This is a genomic window from Cupriavidus sp. 8B (assembly GCF_054589115.1).
Map to the genome: position 1 here is coordinate 35059 of NZ_BAAILO010000090.1, position 17260 is coordinate 52318.

Below are 17260 nucleotides of genomic sequence, written 5' to 3' on the forward strand. Positions count from 1 at the left end.
CAGCCCAGGCACCCGATGCACCTGCTTTCCACCCGCCCGGGCGGCTTCGTCGACGACAACGCCGGCGTGGTGCGCATTGCACAAAGCCCGGCACAGATCGTGGTGCTGAGCGCGGCGGATACCACGCTGTCGCTGCTGGCCGGGGCCTTCCCGCGCCTGGGGGCGGACTTCCCCACGGTGCGGCTGGCCAACCAGATGTACCTGCGCCAGCCGGCCTCGCTCGACATGTATGTGGACGACGTGCTGCAGCACGCGCGCGTGGTGGTGGTCGACCATCTCGGCGGCGACAGCGACTGGCCCTATGGCCTGGAGCGGCTGACCGAGCTGGCGCGCTCGCGCAACCAGCTGCTGGTGATGTTCTCCGGCGACCTGGCCGTGGACACCAACCTGCTCGCGCGCGGCAATGCGCCGCCAGCGCTGGCCAGCAACCTGTGGCGCTACCTGCGCGAGGGCGGTGCCGACAATGCCGAGCAGTTCTTCCGCTGCCTGGCCCATCACGCCTTCGGCTGGGGCGAGCCAGCGCTGCAGCCGCGCGTGCTGCCGCAGGCGGCGATCTATCATCCGGCGCACGGCGTGGCCACGGCGGCGGACTGGCAGCGCGAGTGGACGCGGGATGGCCATGCCGACGCGCCGGTCGTGGCGCTGGTGTTCTACCGCGCTCACCTCCAGGCGGGCAATACCGCCGTGTTCGATGCGCTGATCGCGGCCCTGCGCGCCGAGGGCATGAACCCGTTGCCGCTGGCGGTCAACTCGCTGAAGGACACGCTGTGCCGCGAGGTGCTGCAGCACCTGTGCGCCGAGCACGGCGCGGCGCTGGTGTTGAACACCACGGCGTTCGCGGTATCGTCGCTGGATGCACCTGAAGCCCTGCAGCTCGCCGGCGACGCGCCGGTGCTGCAGGTGATCCTGAGCGGCGGCAACCGCGAGGACTGGCTGGCGGACAGCCAGGGCCTGGGCCCGCGCGACGTGGCCATGCATATCGCCATGCCGGAGGTGGACGGCCGCATCATCACGCGTGCCGTCAGCTTCAAGGGGCTGGCCTACCGCTGCCCGTACACGGAAGTCGACGTAGTGCGCTACCAGCCCGACGCGCAGCGCATCGCCTTTGTGGCCGAGCTGAGCCGCCGCTGGTGCCGCCTGCGGCAGCTGGACAATGCCGACAAGCGCGTGGCGCTGGTGCTGGCCAACTATCCGGCCAACGAAGGGCGCATCGGCAATGGCGTGGGGCTCGATACGCCGGCCTCCGTAGTGGGCATTCTCGCCATGCTGCGCGAGCAGGGCTACCACTGCGAAGGCCTGCCCGCCGATGGCGACGACCTGATGCGCGGGCTCACGCAGGGCATCACCAACGACCTGGCGCAACGCGACCTGCGGCCGGCGTTCCAGAGCCTGCCGATGGCCGACTACCTGGCTCACCTGAGCCGCCTGCCGGAAGACAACCAGCGCGCCATCGCGCAGCGCTGGGGCAACCCGGACCGGGACCCGATGGTGCGCCAGGGCCGCTTCATGATCGCCGGCGTGCGCAGCGGGCACCTGTTCGTCGGGCTGCAGCCGGCGCGTGCGTACGCGCTGCCCGGCGAGGAGGGCACCGAGAGCTACGCCAGCTACCACGATGCCGACCTGGTGCCGCCGCATGGCTACCTGGCGTTCTACTTCTGGCTGCGCCACAGCTTCGGCGCCGATGCCATCGTCCACGTGGGCAAGCACGGCAACCTGGAGTGGCTGCCCGGCAAGAGCGTGGCGCTGGCCGATACCTGCTGGCCCGATGCCATCCTTGGGCCGCTGCCGCATCTCTATCCCTTTATCGTCAATGACCCGGGCGAGGGCGCGCAGGCCAAGCGGCGTGCGCAGGCCGTCATCATCGACCACCTGATGCCGCCGCTCACGCGCGCCGAAAGCTACGGCCCGATGCAGGACCTGGAGCGCCAGGTCGACGAATACTACGAGGCGCTGGCGGTGGACCCGCGCCGAGCGCGGATGCTGCGCAAGGAAATCCTGAAGCTGATCGTGGCCCAGCAGCTGCATCGCGAGCTGGGGCTGGAGGCGCCGGCCGACATCGATAGCGAAGACGCGCTGCTCAACCGTACCGATGCCTACCTGTGCGAGCTGAAGGAATCGCAGATCCGCGATGGCTTGCATGTTTTCGGCGTGTCGCCCGTGGGCCGCCAGCGGCGCGATACGCTGCTGGCGCTTGGGCGTTTTCCGGTGGGCGACGGCAAGGGCGCGCAAGCCAGCTTGCTGACGGCGTTGGCCGCCGACCTGACGCTGGGCGATGGCTTCGATCCGCTTGATGCCGACTGGTCCGCGCCCTGGCAGGGGCCGCGTCCGGCGCAACTGGCGACGCTTGATGCCGGGCCGTGGCGCCATCATGGCGATACGCGCGAGCGCCTTGAGATGCTGGCCACGGCGTTGCTCGGCGAGATGGCTGGTGACGTTGCGCTGCCGCATGCCTCCTTGGTGCTCGCCCGCCTGCGCCACGACGTGATGCCTCGCCTGGATGCCTGCGGCCCGCAGGAAATGCTGCAACTGTCGCGTGGCCTGGCCGGGCGCTTCGTGCCGCCTGGCCCCAGTGGCGCGCCGTCGCGCGGCCGGCCCGATGTGCTGCCCACCGGGCGCAATTTCTATTCGATCGATACCCGCGCGGTGCCTACGCGCACGGCATGGACGCTGGGCCTGAAGTCGGCCAACCAGCTGATCGAGCGTCATCTGCAGGAGCACGGCGAGTATCCGCAATCGATCGGCCTGTCCGTCTGGGGCACCGCCACCATGCGCAGCGGCGGCGACGACATCGCGCAGGCTTTCGCCCTGCTGGGCGTGCGCCCCAAGTGGGCGCCCGGTAGCCACCGCGTGACCGATTTCGAGATCCTGCCGATGGCGATCTTCGACCGCCCGCGCGTTGACGTGACGCTGCGCGTATCGGGCTTTTTCCGTGATGCCTTCGCCAACGTGATGCGCCTGTTCGATGCCGCCGTGCAAGCAGTGGCAGCGCTAGACGAACCCGCCGAACTCAATCCCGTGCGCGCCCGCGTTGACAGCGAGCGCGCGCGGCTGGAAGCACAGGGCGTACCCGCCGCCGAGGCGCGCCGCCGCGCCGGCTGGCGCGTGTTCGGCGCCCGCCCGGGCGGCTATGGCACAGGCTTGCAGGATCTGATCGACAGCCGCAACTGGCAGGACGACAACGACCTGGCGCAGGCCTACCTGCATGCCGGCGGCTACGCCTATGGGCAAGGCACGCACGGCGTCGAGGCGCGCGCCAGTTTTGCCGAGCGCCTGTCCAGCCTGGACGCGGTCGTGCAGAACCAGGACAACCGCGAGCACGATTTGCTCGACGCCAACGACTACTACCAGTTCCAGGGTGGCATGGTGGCGGCCGCGCGCGAGTTCGGCGGCGCCCAGCCCGCGATCTACCACGGCGACCACAGCAACCCGGCGGCGCCGCGCATCCGCACCCTGCAGGAAGAAATCAGCCGCGTGATCCGCGCACGTGTGGTCAATCCCAAGTGGATCGACGGCGTCAAGCGGCACGGCTACAAAGGCGCGTTCGAGATGGCCGCCACGGTGGACTACTTGTTCGGCTTCGACGCCACCACCCGCGTGGTGGCCGATCACCAGTACGCGCTGGTGACTGACGCCTATGTGAACGACGCCGACACCCGCGCCTTCCTGCGCGAGCACAACCCGCGCGCGCTGCACGCCATCTGCGAGCGCCTGCTCGAAGCGGCGCAGCGCGGCCTGTGGCAGGAGCCCGGCGAGCGCCGCGCCCAACTGGAACAACACCTGCTCGACAGCGAGCAGGCGCTTGAAGGAATCCCCTCATGAATGCAACCGCCCGGCTCGCGCGCGTGCCGTTTCCCTTCAGCGCCCTGGTGGGCCAGCAGCGCCTGCAGCAAGCGCTGCTGCTCGCCGCGGTGGATCCCGGCATCGGCGGCGTGCTGGTCAGCGGCCCGCGCGGCACGGCCAAGTCGACCGCGGCGCGAGCCCTTGCGGAATTGCTGCCCGCAGGCCAGTTCGTCACGCTGCCGCTCGGCGCCAGCGAGGAACAACTCATTGGCACGCTCGACCTTGGCCATGTGCTCAAGCAGAGCGAGGTGCGCTTCGCGCCCGGCCTGCTGGCGCGCGCGCACCATGGCGTGCTCTATGTGGACGAGGTCAACCTGCTGCCGGATCATCTTGTCGACCAGTTGCTGGATGTCGCCGCCAGCGGCGTCAACGTGGTGGAGCGCGACGGCGTGTCGCACCAGCATGAAGCGCAATTCGTGCTGGTCGGCACCATGAACCCGGAAGAGGGCGAGCTGCGCCCGCAACTGCTGGACCGCTTCGGCTTGTCGCTGGCGCTGGAGAACTGCACGGATCCCGCGCAGCGCCAGGCCATCGTCAAGGCACGGCTCGCGTTCGACCACGATCCGGTGGCACTGCGAGCACGTTTTGCCACCGAGCAGGAAACGCTGACGCGCAAGGTACGGCTGGCGCGCGCCTCGGTGTCCGCGATGTCCTTCAGTGACGCCGTGCACGAGCGTGTCAGCCACCTGTGCCTGGCGGCCGCCGTCGACGGCGTGCGGGCGGACCTGGTGATGCTGCGCGCGGCGCGCGCGCTGGCTGCCTTGCAGTGCGATGCGGCGGTGGTGCCCGCGCATGTGGAGGCCGTGGCGGAACTGGTGTTGCACCACCGGCGCCAGGTGCCGCCCGATGCCGGTGAGCAGGCCGGTGAGCAGGCCGGTGGCTCTGGTAGTGCGAATGGCAGCGGCGATGGCGATGGACGCAACGCGGGAGACGTCGCCGCCAACAACCCCTGGGGCGCGCTCCCGCCCCCGCCGGCAAGCGCTGCGGCCGGCATCACCCCGGTCAAGGGCGTGAGGCCGCTGCCCGCAAAAAAAGCCTGAGCCACCGGCAGGCCGCCGCCGAATCCGGGCAAGGCGGCAACCGGTGGCAAGCCCCTTGTTTCGTCCCTCGTCTCGCCCCATGTCTCCCCGCGCCGCAAGGGCGCCCGGGCAGCTCGCGCATCCACTGGACACGCACGCTGGCCGCCAAAGGCGGCAAGCCGTTTGCACCCAGCCACCTGCGCTGGCGCGCACAGCAAGCCCACGCCGGCGTGCTGCATTGCTTCGTGCTGGATTGCTCGGCCTCGATGCTGCACGGCCGCCAGCTCGCGCTGGCCAAGGGCGTGCTGCTGCGCCTGCTGCAACGCGCCTACCAGGCGCGCGCCGAGGTAGCGCTGGTGTGCTTCGCCGCCGGCCGCGCCGAAGTCCGCCTGCAGCCGGCACGCGCCCGCCCGTGGAGCGAAGCCTGGATCCGCCCGATCTCCGGCGGCGGCGGCACGCCGCTGGCGCTTGGCATGGAACGCGCCGGCCAGCTGCTGGCCCACGCCGCGCGCCGCCGCCCGGCGCAGCAGCGTTGGCTGTGGCTGCTCAGCGACGGCCGCAGCACGGAGCAGCCCCCGCGCCCGCATTGGGCCGATGCGGTGATGGTGGTGGATTTTGAGCGGCAGGCGGTGGCGCTTGGGCGTTGCCGGGAGTTGGCGCAGGGGTGGGAGGGGGAGTATCTGGTGGCGGATGCGTTGATTGGGTGACGCTGCGTAGAGCAGCCATGACTTCGGCTACGGACGATCAGCGCATCGTCCCCCTCGAATCTGAAACATCTCAACGGAAGTCTCGACGACCGGAGCTATCCTTGGCGCACTAAACCGCCAACCAGACCACCATGGCTGCACAAGCCGCCGCATCCCGGCACAGTCCTCGCCGGATGGCGTGGCAAGCAGACCGCCTGCAACCTATGGGCCGCAGCGCGGAAACAGCGAAGGCCTGTCAAGCCGATTGCGCAGCCGGGCAGGCCTGCCTGACGAATGGTTGTCTACTCAATATACCGGCTGCCAGGAGGCTGGACGCCGTGCAGGGAAACCGAATTCGCTCGACTGCGAGTCCTTACGAATCAATGGATTGCCAACGTATAACGTTGCCGGCGACGCCAACGCGGGGCCAAAATAACCAAACTGGGCGGGATTCCCAACGCGAATTCGTTAGATTGAGCCACTTGACCGTTTCCAGGCGCGAGAGGCCGCTTCCGGCCAGGAACGGTCTCTCGCAAACGTCGGGCCTCGCGCAGGCCCACACACTTCAGGAGAACTCATGTTTGACCACGTCAAATTCGGAGTCAGCGACTATGCAGCGAGCAAAGCGTTCTTCCTCAAGGCACTCGAACCGCTCGGCGTAGCTGTTGCCTCGGAGGGGCCGCCGACGTACGGTGTCGAGCTTAGCCCAAAGGGTAAGGCTTCATTGTGCCTGTACCAAACCGAGGAGAAGCCGGCGCATCTTCACTTGGCGTTCAGGGCCGAGAATCGCCAGCAAGTCGAAGCTTTCTATCGCGCGGCTCTGGAGGCGGGTGGCAAAGACAATGGTGCGCCTGGTCTGCGCCCGCACTACCACGCGAACTACTATGCAGCTTTCGTCATTGGTCCGGACGGGCACAACATCGAAGTGGTTTGCCACGAACCCGAGGCCTTGCGATAGCCTGGTGCTTTCCCGGCCACGTCGCGCGTGTGCGTGCTAGCTCGCCGCCATCCCTTTTTCCGCCAGCTCCTTTTTCGCGCTTTCGTTCTTGGTCAATTGCGTCAGGCCCATGCCGCGCAGAACGTTCGGAGCCTTGGTGAACTGGATATTGTCATAGCCCACGATCTCGATGCGATTGCCCCAGGGGTCGCGGAAATCCAGAAACGGACCGTCGATCGGCTCGACCCCCGCCGCCTTGAGGGCGGCGCGCGCCGCCTCCTTGTCATCGACAACGAGGCCGACATGCCGGCCGTCATCGGGGGGCTGTTTGCGTCCCGCCTGCAACGCGATGAATTGGTCGCCAAGATCGATGAAGGCCATCGTCTTGCTCTTGCCGCGCAATTGAAAGTCGAAGATGCGGCCATAGAATGCCAGCGCTTCCTCGATATCGCCGACTTCCAGCGCTACGTGGTTGAAGCCGATGGCGCGCGGCTTTGTGGAGTCAGCCATTTTAACCCTCCATGGATAGCGTTCACAAACTCGATCGTCGACGATTCAAGGCACTAGCAGCACGGGCTGCCCGTCAATGCCAATCGAGTGTCCTGCCTTGCGCGGAGGCAGCGGATACGCTTCGGCGGACATCAAGTCGGCAGGTTGAGCTGGAGGAACGACCGCGTTTCATCCGCCCTCGCGCCGGACAGCCAATTCACGTCAAGCCACCTTCTAAAGCCCGACGCCTTACAAGGGTTGCAGGTGCCTACTTGCCGCCGATGCCGACCTTGCCGCGCCCGACCTTTCGATGCGGCACACTGGGGCGCAGCCTCTTCCTGGAGCCAGCCGTCAACGTGACTTGCTCCGCAGGGTAGCGGGTCGTCCTGTGCAGCGCGGCCTGATAGGCGGAATGGCCCGGATCGATGCGCTTGATAGCTGACATGACTGACACCTCCTCAGAGGATTCTAGTCCGAAACGGCACGGCGCTTATGCCGCCCCGTCGCTAGCAGTCCATGGGCGCTGATCTCGGGGCGCTCACCAGTGAGGGGCCCATGACCGCAACATGCCTGACAGGCGCGGCAAACGTCTCCATCAAGTCAATCGAGGACGCGATCAACGCGTGGCGCAACCGGCAGCCGACCCCGTCAACGGGCGACCGCGTAGCCGCCAAACGAGGGGCAATGCCTTACTGAGCAACGGTTTGAGCGATGCGAAATGAGTCTTTCATCGTCCGGATCGGGCTGAAGTCCTCTTCGAGCATTCAGGGCTGTTAGTACATTCGAGCACGAATGACCGTTTCTGGAAGTTCCGACGGGCCGTTGTGGGTCGAACTCGGTCGTTGCCATCGCCGCCGCTCATGTTAAGGGACGGACGTTCTCCTAGCGACGCCGACCGGCCAGAAACGTCCATTCGCGCCCGCGCACACCAACGACCGGGATCCTGCTGACGCCCTCAGTCATGCTGTCGGCCGGACAATCCTCTCAGGCCAGCCGCTCGAGTTGCCGACTGGCCTCGTCAAAAGCGCTGATTTGGTGCTTGCTGCAGTATGATAGCGGCGGCCGCGTTACTTTTTGTAGCGAGCGGGTTGGAGCGCACTTTGCGCCGTTATATTTCGCAGGTCGTTGCAATCACAGCGACCGGGTTTGACAGCCTGGAATGCGCTGGATGATCATGGAGTTGCGCCGTCGGGCCGCGATGAGAGCTGCGGTACCATCATGCATTGGCCCTTGACGATCCGAACATCTCTGGGCCCGTTCAACTCGCAACCCATGGGAGTACAGACATGGTCGCAGTCAAACACGACGATCTTTCCATGGCCTTCGACTTCGTTAGCTCCGCGCCGTTGGATCAGGACGCGTATGTCTCACTCGATACGGGCAAAGTCTATTGGACTTCTGATTTCAACGACGCCTTCGACGAGGAGATTCCTGAAGACCTTGAAACTTCGGATCGCTACCTTGCGATACCGCATAAGAACGAGCTTGGTCTTGGAAGAAGTCTCGCCCTCCAATTTGTCGCACAAGAGTTGCCTGAGTGTTACGACGAGGTTGAAGGATTCTTCCGACGGCAAGGGGCATACGCGCGCTTCAAGTATTTGCTGGAGGGCAAGGGCATTCTCGAGCTCTGGTACTCGTTCGAAGCCGACGCTGTCGATAGAGCGCTGAGGCAATGGTGTGGTGAGAATGGGCTGGAGATTCTGGAGTCGTAGCGCCAGTTGGACATGCCGCAATGTCTGGCCGTAAAGGGTGACCCGCTGGGCGACCCGCTGGGAATTCAGGGGCCGCCGCGACAAGCGAATCACCTGGCTCCACGCCGGGTCGGATCGGAACATGGCGAAGGCAATTCTCCGCAATCGGCCATATACGGACGCTGGCCCACGGCTTTACGCGGACATTCGAATGGCGGCTCCGCCGCAGATATTGCCAGCAAACTCGGCCGTCTCCCGATCACAACCGACTCTGCCGCGCCGGCGGAGCGCCGTGAAGTCGTCATGGCCCTAGCTCGCGAGCACAGGCTTACGGCACATGATGCGACCTATCTGGATCTGGCGTTGCGCAATGGTGCTGCGCTGGCTACTTTCGATGGCGCATTGGCTAGTGCCATGCGCAATGCTGGTGGCGTCGTGTTCGAATAGCCGCGCAGCTATTCCTTGCAGTCCTCTATTTCGGCGTGACGCCCGACCCGTTCACCCACACTCACGGAACAATCAGCGCCGCGACATCCCGCGCAGATCCTGACGGCTCAAGCCCGCGTTCACGAACCACGCTTGCACGCTGGCGAACGAGTGCGTCTTTGCCACATGGTCAAGCCGCGTTCTCTGCGCACCGGATGCATCGAGCTCCAACGGCAGCAGGTTGGCCTTCATGCCGTTCTGCGCGCATCCGCGCGCGCGGGCGGCAGAATGACTGAATTGACTTTGTAAGGAATATTCCTTACCATGAATTTGCTATCAGGAGAACCAACATGCACGACATCCACGAAGTGGCTACCCTAACCTCCAAAGGGCAACTCACCCTACCCAAGCCCATCCGGCAGGCGCTGGGCGTAGACGCTGGTGGAAAAGTGGCGTTTGATCTACGTGACGGAGAGGTCGTCATCACACGAGCCGATGCCGAACACGGTGATCCGGCGATCGGCGCCTTCCTGCGCCTTCTGGAAGCCGATATCCGTGCGGGGCGACAGCTCCAGACGCTGCCGGAGGATCTGGCTCAGGCCATGCTGGCAAACGCCGGGCATGGCGAGAGGCTGGATCAGGACATTGACGGCGATGTGGAGCTCTAATGCGACGTCATGGCTGGACGTTACTGTTTCATGAGGGTGTGATCGAACAACTGCGGAAGTTGCACGCGGCAGCGCAGCGCGCGCAAGAGAATGACCCAGCGGGGTTCGAGAGCAACGCCAACGTCAAACTGTTTCGCGCCTTGAGCCAGTTGATATTGGACGTTGTGCCCGGCGACCCCTCGCGGGATGAGTTCCGGCAAGGCAATACCCTTGGCGAGGCATACCGGCACTGGCGGCGCGCGAAAGTCGGGCGCCGGTTCCGTCTGTTCTTTCGCTACGATTCTCGCTCGAAGGTGATCGTGTTCGCCTGGGTTAATGATGAGCAGACCCTGCGCTCTGCCGGCAGCAAGTCAGATCCTTACGCGGTATTTGAGAAAATGCTCGGGCGGGGAAATCCGCCGGATGATTGGACGGTCCTGGTTGCGGCGAGTCGTGCGGAGTGGACTGCGGCCGAGAAATAAGCATTGGTTCAGGTGCGCGACCACTGCGCTTTCGCTGCCGCCCCGCCAAGAGCGACCACTTGGCGGCAGGCGTGCTGGCGCAACACTTCGGCGATGACAGTGTCCAGATCCTGGGCGCGTTCCGTCGGGCTATCGTGGCGAAGATAGACGGGTGGGCAATCCGCGCATATCAGCGCTAAGCGGTTATCCGTCCCACCATGTCACCAGATCTTCACCCCATCCTCACCTCAATTTCGTCATAACGCCGCACCCGGTACACCACCATCGAGATCAGCCAGCTCAGCACGAACACGCCGATGATCACGTAGCCCAGCATGCCGAAGTGCGCGTTGAGCTCGCCGATCACATCCCACAGCCCGCCTTCCAGCCCGAGCTTGTCGGCAATCAGCCCGAGGGCTTCGATGCCGCCGATGACCACGGCAACGACAACCGAGACCAGCGTGATGGTCATGTTGTAGTAGAGCTTGCGGATCGGCTTGGTGAAGGCCCAGCCGTAGGCGCCCAGCATCAGGATGCCGTCGGTGGTGTCCACCAGCGACATGGCGGCGGTGAACAGGGCGGGGAACACCATGATGGTCCAGAAGGGCACGCCCTTTGCAGCTTCGGCGGCGGACAGGCCGAACAGCGCTACCTCCGTCGCGGTGTCGAAGCCGAGGCCGAACAGCAGCCCCATCGGGAACAGGTGCCAGCTGCGGCTGGCCAGCCGGAACAGCGGGCGGAACAGCCGCGACAGCACGCCGCGGTTGTTCAGCAGCAGGTCCAGGTCCTGCTCCTTGAGCGCTTCGCCGCGCCTGACCGCGCGAAAGGCGCGCCACACGGAGATCAGGATCAACAGGTTGAAGAAGGCCAGCAGGAACAGGAACAGCGCGGAGACGCTCGTGCCGATCATGCCGCCCACGGCTTTCATATCGGCAAAGCGCGTTTGCAGCGCGGCGGCGGCCACCGCGATGCCGATCGACATCAGCGTAACCACGGTGGAGTGGCCGAGCGAGAAGGAGAAGCCGACCGTCACCGGGCGCTTGCCTTCCTGCATCAGCTTGCGCGTGACGTTGTCGATGGCGGCGATGTGGTCGGCGTCCACGGCGTGGCGCAGGCCGAGCGTGTAGGCCAGCACGGCGGACGCCAGCAGCATGGGGTGGTCGCGGAACGCCACCAGTGCCCACAGCCAGGCGCCGACATTGGCGGCGATCAGGAAGACGTAGAGCGCAACGACCTTGCGGCGCACGTCGGCGTCCTGGTCGTTGAAGATGCTGGCGAGAAAGCGGAACATGAGCGGTCCGTGAAAGATCGGGGATTCTGAGTGGATGGACGCCAGGCTGGGATTCATGCCCGCCGGCGGCGCCCGCGAAACAACCTGCGCCAGCCGATCACCACGCCACTGGCGCAGACTACCAGCCCGGCGAGCGAAAGCAACCAGACGGCTGCGTCCCAGGCCGGGCGATGGCGCAGCAGCCAGCCAAAGTCCCAGCTGTGCGCGGCATTGAACAGCCAGCGGTAGGCACGGCGGCGGCGGCCCAGCAGGTTGCCGGTGTCCGGGTCGATGCAGGCCCAGGTCGCAGGTCGCGGCGGTGTCGTCAAGGCAGCAGGCGTCCCGCCAGCATGAAGGCGTGCTTGCCATGGCCGGCTTAGAAGTAGAAGTTGGCCGACAGCTCGGCCGCGCGCGGCCGGCCCAGCAGCCACTGGTTGCCGCTGTTGCCGGAGGACTCGGCATAGTCGCGGTTGAACAGGTTGTAGACGCGCAGCGTCAGCGCCGTCTTGCGCGATACGCGCCATTGCAGCGAGGCATCCACCACCGTGTACGACGGCATGGTCGTGGTATTGGCATTGTTGGTGTAGCGCTTGCCCACGTAGCGCAGGCCACTGCCCAACTGCCACTGCGGCGCGAAGGCCCACGTCAGCCACAGGTTGGCCGCCTGCTGCGGCACGCTGGTGGGTACATTGCCGTTGCGCGAGACCAGCGCGCCGTTTGTGCTTTCCGCGAAGTCGTCGTAGCGGGCGCGCAGCACGGCTGCGTTGGCGTCCACCCGCAGTCCGCGCATCAGTTCCACGCTGACCGAGCCTTCGAGCCCGCGCGAGGATTGCTCGCCCACCTGCACCGACAGCGCGGGGTTGTTGGCGTCGCGGGTGAGCAGGTTCTTCTTGGCGATCTGGTAGGCGGCAAAGGTCCATTCGCCGCGCTGGTTCCAGAACGATTGCTTGACGCCGGCTTCGATCTGCCTGCCGGTAGCCAGCTTGAAATCCTTCTGCGCGTCCGAGGTGGAGATCAACGCGCCGAGCGGATCGGTGGCGGTGGCGTACTGCGCGTACACCGACAGCGCGGGCGTGAATTCGTAGACCGTGCCCGCGCGCCACGTGACATTGTTGAAGCTGCGCGTCCAGTCGTCGCCCGTGACCAGGTTGCCGCGTTCCAGCTGGGCATGGTCCAGCCGCACGCCGCCGATCACCGACCATTGCCGGGTCAGCTTGAGGCGGTCCTCGCCAAACAGCGCGGCTTGCGTGGTGTGGGTGCGAAAGCGCGGCGACGTGACGATGCCCGGCGGGCTGAAGAACTGGCCCGGGTCGAACTGGTAGGCATTGACGGTGGACGCGCCGCCATAGGGCGAGTTGCTGCTGTTGGTGTAGTGGATGCGGTTGACGTCAAAGCCCACCATGGCCGTATTGGCCATGCCGAACAGCTGGCCATCGAGCTTCAGGTCGGCGCGGTCGCCCACCTGTTCCTGGTCATGCAGGATCTCCAGGTAGTCGGTGCGGCGCACCTGGCCGGTCGCGGGCAGGAAGGTATAGGACTCGGCGTCGCGCCAGTGGCGCTGGCTGGTGAGGTAATAGAACTGGTTGCGCACCGTGACGCGCTCGTTGGGTTGCCACTGCGCCGCGAGCCGGGTCCAGCGGTCGCGGTAGGTAATCTCGGCATCGCCCACGTTGTAGTTCTTCTTGCGCAGGGCGGGGTCCAGGCTGCCGTTGACCAGCGGCGTGCCCAGGTATTGCATCGGGTGCTGGTCGGCGTCGTCATAGGACAGCGTCAGGCTGAACTCGGGCGATACGTCCAGCCGCACCGCGGCCGACACCGCCAGGCTGCGGGAGTCTCCCCGGTCCACCCAGCCGCCGGAGCGGCCGTAGTTGGCGTTGAAGCGGTAGGAGAGGTTTTCGTTGACCGCGCCGCCGCTGTCGAAGGCGGCGCGCGCCGTTTTCTGGGTGCCGCCGGTGAGCTGCAGCTCGTTGGCGATCGGTGCGCGCATTGGCTTCTTTGGGATGACGTTGACCACGCCGCCAATCGCGCCCTCGCCAACTATCACCGAGGCCGCGCCGCGCAGCACTTCGATGCGGTCCACCGACCAGGTATCGAAGGGGAAGGTGACGGTGCCGGAGGCCACGTAGAGCCGCGTGCCGTCGTACAGCTGCATCACCGAGCCTTGTCCTGCGAAGCCCCGTGCCGCGAGCGCCGTCCCGCCATTGCCGGGCGCGCCATTGGAGGTGATGCCGGTGGCGCGCGTAACGGCCTCGCGCACTGACAAATCGCCGCGTTCGCGGATGGTATCGCCGGACAGGACTTCCACGCTGGCCGGTGTTTCCAGTGGGGTCAGGCCAAGGCGGCTGCCGGTGCTGGCGGGCTCCGACAGCGCCAGCCCCGATGGCTGCGAGGCGCTGCTGACTACCACCGGCGGCAGCACGGTGCCGTCCGCGCGGGAAGGCTGCGATCGTGCTCGCTCGGACGGTTGCACATCGTCCGCTGCCCAGGCGACATCCGCGCCTAAGCCGGCAAAGGCACCCAGCGACAGCGTGAGCGCGCAATGGTGCGCGAGCTTGCGCGGCTTGGGGGCGCGATGTGGCTTGAGTGGCTTGAGGGCCGCGACCGAGGCGGGGCGGGCAAGGCGAGGACGCGCGGACATGGACTTTCCATCGTTGGCCGTGGGCGACCCCGCCCGGCGGCAATAAACGAACAAGCCACGGACGAGCGCGCAGTGACGGCCGGGCGCGTGGCTGGCCGTCTCACGCCTGGCCGCCCGTCCGCAGCCCCGGTGATTGGTCGAAGGCCGGTATCCGGGCTCGCAGGGGGACGCCTGCCGCTGGGGCGCGTCCGGGGTGCCGCCTTCCCACGCGTTGATGCGCAGTGGCTGCCACGGCCTGTTGGCGCGGCGTGACACCTTTTTACCTGCTGACCGTTGCGGGGGCAGCACAGGATTAGCCGCGGCATGGCCGGCGGCGCACCTGTTTCCCGTTTAACCCCCGCCGCGCGCTGCGAGCCGGGGGCACCTTCGAACCCTTGGCAGTCCAATTGCAAGTCAATTGCAATTACGAGTGGAATGCGAGGCGCATTGTAGCCGTTTTTCAGCGGCTTTCGGCGCCTGATGGCAGATGTATTTTTGCACCGTGCGGGTGCGCGAGCGTTCCGGTCCGGCGCAGCCTGTCGCCATCTTGGTGCTTTGTGCGGCATTTTTCGCGCTTCTTGGCTTTTTCGTGCCGTCCTGCCGCAGCTGTCCCTAAAGAAGACGAATCAGGCTCCGATATCCGGAGATGCCGCATGCCTCCCGCATGACCGGCCATTGCCCCGAAGAGCGAATGCCATGAATCGTCTGACCCTGCGAAAGAAGCTGTGGATCCCCCTTGTGCTGGCCTGGCTCGGCTTGCTGTTGCTGACCGTGATGCACGCCGTTCAGACCCGCCAGCTGCAAATGGCCGATCGCCGCGGCGAACTGGCGAACATCGTCGACATGTCGCTCTCCCTGGTGAGCGACTACGCCGAGCAGGCGCGCCAGGGCAAGATGTCCGAGGCCGATGCCAAGGCCCAGGCCACCGCCCGCGTTGCCGCGCAGCGTTATGGCAAGGATGGCTACATCACCATCGTTGGTGCGGATTCCGTGCTGTTGATGCATCCCATCAACGCCAAGCTCAATGGCAAGAACATGCGCGACTTCAAGGATGCCAAGGGCAACGCCTTGTACGTCGATATCGCGGCCCGCGGCGCGTCGGCCGAAGGCGCCGGCCACCTGGACTACTGGTGGCCCAAGCCGGGCAGCGACCAGCCGAGCCCCAAGATCGGCTACGTGGCGCGCTTCAAGCCGTGGGGCTGGGACCTGGTCGCAGGCACGTACATGGATGACGTGGAGGCACAGTTCCGCTCCTCGCTGTATCAATCGCTCGGCCTGCTGGTGCTGCTGGGCATCGTGATCTCTGCGGTGGCCACGCTGCTGATCCGCAGCATCCAGAGCTCGGTGGGCGGCGAACCCGCTACCGCTGCGGCGCTTGCCCTGCGCATGGCCGGCGGTGACCTCACCGCGTGCGTTGAAACCCACCCGGATGACCGCTCCAGCCTGATGTACGCCATCGGCCATATGCGCGACCAGCTCGCCGGCACGGTGGCGGGCATCCAGCAGTCGGCCGATTCCATCACCTCGGCGGCGCAGGAGATTGCCTCGGGCAATACCGACCTGTCGAGCCGCACCGAGCAGCAGGCGGCCTCGCTGCAGCAGACCGCCGCCAGCATGGAGCAGATCACCGCGACTGTGCGCCAGAACGCCGACAACGCCAAGGAGGCCAGCCAATACGTGGCCGACGCCTCGCAGATCGCGCAGCAGGGCGGCAGCGTGGTCAGCCAGGTGGTGGACAAGATGCGCGGCATCACCGCCAGCTCGCGCAAGATCAACGACATCATCGGCGTGATCGACGGCATCGCCTTCCAGACCAATATCCTGGCGCTGAACGCGGCGGTGGAAGCCGCGCGCGCCGGCGAGCAAGGACGCGGGTTTGCGGTGGTGGCGGGTGAGGTGCGCAACCTGGCGCAGCGCAGCGCGGGCGCGGCCAAGGAAATCAAGACGCTGATCGTGGAGTCGGTGGGCCAGGTCGACAGTGGCTCGGCGCTGGTGGAGCAGGCCGGGCAGACCATGGCCGAGATCGTCAATGCGGTCAGCCGCGTGACGTCGATCATGGATGGCATCGCCTCGGCCACCGCCGAGCAGCGCACCGGCATCGAGGAGGTCAATCGCGCGGTCGCGCAGATGGACCAGATGACACAGCAGAACGCTGCGCTGGTGGAGCAGGCGAGCGCGGCCGCCGCGTCACTGGAAGACCAGGCCGGCGCGCTGCACCATGCCGTGTCGGCCTTCCGCCTGTCGCCCGCCTGAGCACTAACCAAGCGCTAACCAAGCGCTAACCAAGCGCTTGCCAGGCATCAAGCGCGCTTTGTCCTACAGCAGCGATTTGCCCTGCGCGAGGATCTTGTCGCAGACCTGCTTGGTGACCTGGTCCTTGAGGCCGCCGCCGCTCAGGTCGAACTGCTTGCCATCGCTGCTGCTCAGGATGCCCTTGGCGCCGCTGGTGTAGCCGGCATCCGACGTGGGCGAGCCGCCGCCGACCTTGCCCAGCAGTTTGTCCTTTACCGAGGCGGCGCCGCTGGCCCCGCCAAGGTAGTTGTTCTTCACGCAGTACTCCAGGATCCCGGCGACATTGCCGGTACTGCCCGAGCTCAGCGATTGCAGCGAGGGCATTCCACCCATCCCGCCCAAGCTGCTGCCCAGGCCGCTCAGGCCACCGGACGAACTCTCCGTGCCGCCCTGCGTGGCGCCTTTGAGCAGGTCGCCGATCTGCGCATGTGCGGTTGCCACCGGTAGCAGCGCGGCGATCAGGATCTTCACGGCGGTGGTGCGATAGAGGCTGGCGTTCATGCGGCGTCCTTCTGGCTGGGTGGGGACAGTCTTCACTATAGTGCTTGCCGCGACGGCCATGGTCCATCGCTGCTGTGGCTTTCCCTTCTCGCGGCACTACCCGATTTGCATGACGCACGCATTAAGCGAGGCGTCGCGCATGCCATCTAACGACCTGTGGGTTCTATTCGAACCCCGTGTTCGTGACTGTCGCTTCCGGCACCTAAGGCAAGGCGCATACCCGCTGGCAGGGCAACGCGCTCCGATCTGAAAGTTCTCGTGCGCTGTATTCAGACCTTTGCACGTGTCCCAGCCACGCGGCACCGCGTCTTGACGATCCGGGTGAAACGGTTTCCACTAGCAGTTCGGCCGGGCGCGCGGCGCGCGCCCGGGGAACTCACCGGG

Annotated in this window: 17 protein-coding genes and 1 riboswitch; of the genes, 10 read left to right on the forward strand and 7 right to left on the reverse strand. The window is 66.1% G+C overall.

Translation table 11 applies throughout. The features are described from left to right. Window positions 1-15: 15 nt before the first annotated feature. The 4 genes from cobN (at window position 16) to ACYP5B_RS08585 (ending at window position 6503) form a co-directional block, all read left to right on the forward strand. Window positions 16-3819 (forward strand): cobaltochelatase subunit CobN, encoded by a 3804-nt coding sequence (cobN, locus tag ACYP5B_RS08570; RefSeq protein ID WP_459569297.1) that lies wholly within the window; start codon window positions 16-18, stop codon window positions 3817-3819. After that, window positions 3816-4880 carry an ATP-binding protein gene (locus tag ACYP5B_RS08575; protein ID WP_459569298.1) on the forward strand — a complete coding sequence of 355 codons (1065 nt, stop codon included), beginning with the start codon at window positions 3816-3818 and terminating at the stop codon, window positions 4878-4880. The genes cobN and ACYP5B_RS08575 overlap by 4 nt, the downstream gene beginning before the upstream one ends. Before the next feature lie 209 nt (window positions 4881-5089). Continuing rightward, window positions 5090-5566 (forward strand): vWA domain-containing protein, encoded by a 477-nt coding sequence (locus tag ACYP5B_RS08580; RefSeq protein ID WP_400091833.1) that lies wholly within the window; start codon window positions 5090-5092, stop codon window positions 5564-5566. 556 nt (window positions 5567-6122) lie between these two features. Continuing rightward, complete coding sequence (locus ACYP5B_RS08585) at window positions 6123-6503, forward strand: VOC family protein (protein WP_459569299.1); 381 nt, start codon at window positions 6123-6125, stop codon at window positions 6501-6503. A gap of 36 nt (window positions 6504-6539) precedes the next feature. Here the strand turns inward: ACYP5B_RS08585 and ACYP5B_RS08590 are convergent, their stop codons facing one another. Both ACYP5B_RS08590 and ACYP5B_RS08595 read right to left on the reverse strand, forming a co-directional pair. Next, window positions 6540-6992 carry a VOC family protein gene (locus ACYP5B_RS08590; protein ID WP_400091836.1) on the reverse strand — a complete coding sequence of 151 codons (453 nt, stop codon included), beginning with the start codon at window positions 6990-6992 and terminating at the stop codon, window positions 6540-6542. A 247-nt stretch (window positions 6993-7239) separates the two neighbouring features. Beyond that, window positions 7240-7416: a hypothetical protein gene (locus tag ACYP5B_RS08595; RefSeq protein WP_400091837.1), complete on the reverse strand. Its 177-nt coding sequence runs from the start codon at window positions 7414-7416 to the stop codon at window positions 7240-7242. 110 nt (window positions 7417-7526) lie between these two features. Here ACYP5B_RS08595 and ACYP5B_RS08600 point away from each other — a divergent pair, with 110 nt between their 5' ends. From ACYP5B_RS08600 to ACYP5B_RS08610, 3 genes are all read left to right on the forward strand, one after another. Further along, window positions 7527-7667: a DUF3717 domain-containing protein gene (locus ACYP5B_RS08600; RefSeq protein WP_459569300.1), complete on the forward strand. Its 141-nt coding sequence runs from the start codon at window positions 7527-7529 to the stop codon at window positions 7665-7667. Window positions 7668-8257: 590 nt separating this feature from the next. After that, window positions 8258-8683: a hypothetical protein gene (locus ACYP5B_RS08605; protein ID WP_459569301.1), complete on the forward strand. Its 426-nt coding sequence runs from the start codon at window positions 8258-8260 to the stop codon at window positions 8681-8683. Window positions 8684-8695: 12 nt separating this feature from the next. After that, on the forward strand, window positions 8696-9109 hold the full coding sequence (locus ACYP5B_RS08610; RefSeq protein WP_400091980.1) for a type II toxin-antitoxin system VapC family toxin: 414 nt from the start codon (window positions 8696-8698) through the stop codon (window positions 9107-9109). A 72-nt stretch (window positions 9110-9181) separates the two neighbouring features. Here the strand turns inward: ACYP5B_RS08610 and ACYP5B_RS08615 are convergent, their stop codons facing one another. Beyond that, a complete protein-coding gene (locus ACYP5B_RS08615) occupies window positions 9182-9340 on the reverse strand; it encodes a hypothetical protein (protein ID WP_400091845.1) in 159 nt (52 codons plus the stop codon). A 98-nt stretch (window positions 9341-9438) separates the two neighbouring features. Here ACYP5B_RS08615 and ACYP5B_RS08620 point away from each other — a divergent pair, with 98 nt between their 5' ends. Beyond that, window positions 9439-9756 carry a type II toxin-antitoxin system PrlF family antitoxin gene (locus ACYP5B_RS08620; RefSeq protein WP_318235515.1) on the forward strand — a complete coding sequence of 106 codons (318 nt, stop codon included), beginning with the start codon at window positions 9439-9441 and terminating at the stop codon, window positions 9754-9756. Continuing rightward, entirely contained in the window at window positions 9756-10217 is a 462-nt protein-coding gene (locus ACYP5B_RS08625) for a type II toxin-antitoxin system YhaV family toxin (RefSeq protein ID WP_318235514.1), read from the forward strand. The genes ACYP5B_RS08620 and ACYP5B_RS08625 overlap by 1 nt, the downstream gene beginning before the upstream one ends. A gap of 211 nt (window positions 10218-10428) precedes the next feature. Here the strand turns inward: ACYP5B_RS08625 and ACYP5B_RS08630 are convergent, their stop codons facing one another. The 3 genes from ACYP5B_RS08630 to ACYP5B_RS08640 are packed head-to-tail and all read right to left on the reverse strand — an operon-like array spanning window position 10429 to window position 14104. Continuing rightward, a complete protein-coding gene (locus tag ACYP5B_RS08630) occupies window positions 10429-11487 on the reverse strand; it encodes a HoxN/HupN/NixA family nickel/cobalt transporter (protein WP_459569303.1) in 1059 nt (352 codons plus the stop codon). A gap of 53 nt (window positions 11488-11540) precedes the next feature. After that, entirely contained in the window at window positions 11541-11795 is a 255-nt protein-coding gene (locus ACYP5B_RS08635; protein ID WP_400091849.1) for a hypothetical protein, read from the reverse strand. Window positions 11796-11842: 47 nt separating this feature from the next. After that, the gene (locus tag ACYP5B_RS08640) at window positions 11843-14104 is read right to left on the reverse strand and encodes a TonB-dependent receptor (protein WP_459569304.1); all 2262 of its coding nucleotides are present in this window, start codon (window positions 14102-14104) and stop codon (window positions 11843-11845) included. Between the two features lie 125 nt (window positions 14105-14229). After that, window positions 14230-14487, reverse strand: a riboswitch (cobalamin riboswitch). A 292-nt stretch (window positions 14488-14779) separates the two neighbouring features. Here ACYP5B_RS08640 and ACYP5B_RS08645 point away from each other — a divergent pair. Next, window positions 14780-16336 carry a methyl-accepting chemotaxis protein gene (locus ACYP5B_RS08645; protein ID WP_459569305.1) on the forward strand — a complete coding sequence of 519 codons (1557 nt, stop codon included), beginning with the start codon at window positions 14780-14782 and terminating at the stop codon, window positions 16334-16336. Between the two features lie 63 nt (window positions 16337-16399). On the opposite strand, the gene ACYP5B_RS08650 is transcribed toward ACYP5B_RS08645, so the two are convergent. Beyond that, complete coding sequence (locus ACYP5B_RS08650) at window positions 16400-16876, reverse strand: YjjA family protein (protein ID WP_400091852.1); 477 nt, start codon at window positions 16874-16876, stop codon at window positions 16400-16402. Window positions 16877-17260 lie beyond the last annotated feature (384 nt).